Source organism: Priestia sp. SIMBA_032 (assembly GCF_046535215.1).
GTDB classification, from domain to species: domain Bacteria; phylum Bacillota; class Bacilli; order Bacillales; family Bacillaceae_H; genus Priestia; species Priestia aryabhattai.
Map to the genome: position 1 here is coordinate 1 of NZ_JAWRXD010001587.1, position 235 is coordinate 235.

The 235-nt window shown below is 40.4% G+C and carries 1 protein-coding gene; it reads left to right on the top strand.

Translation table 11 applies throughout. The features are described 5' to 3' along the window. Nucleotides 1-235 (top strand): molybdopterin cofactor-binding domain-containing protein (locus SB717_RS39645; protein ID WP_410908829.1); only part of this gene is annotated, 235 nt, incomplete at both ends.

Here is a 235-nt window from a genome sequence, read left to right on the forward strand (position 1 = left end):
TCTGATCATGCTGCAATGGAAACGAGATGTACAAAAGTCGAGATTAAGTCGAACGGAGTTGTTCTTGTTACTTCAACATCTCAGGCACCATTTGAGATTAGAAAACAGTTGAGTGAAGCATTTGGTATAGATGAAGGCAATATACATGTTAGCGTACCTTTAGTAGGCGGAGCATATGGCGGGGAAACCATGGTTCAATTGGAAATATTATCCTACATTGCTTCCAAAGCTGTAG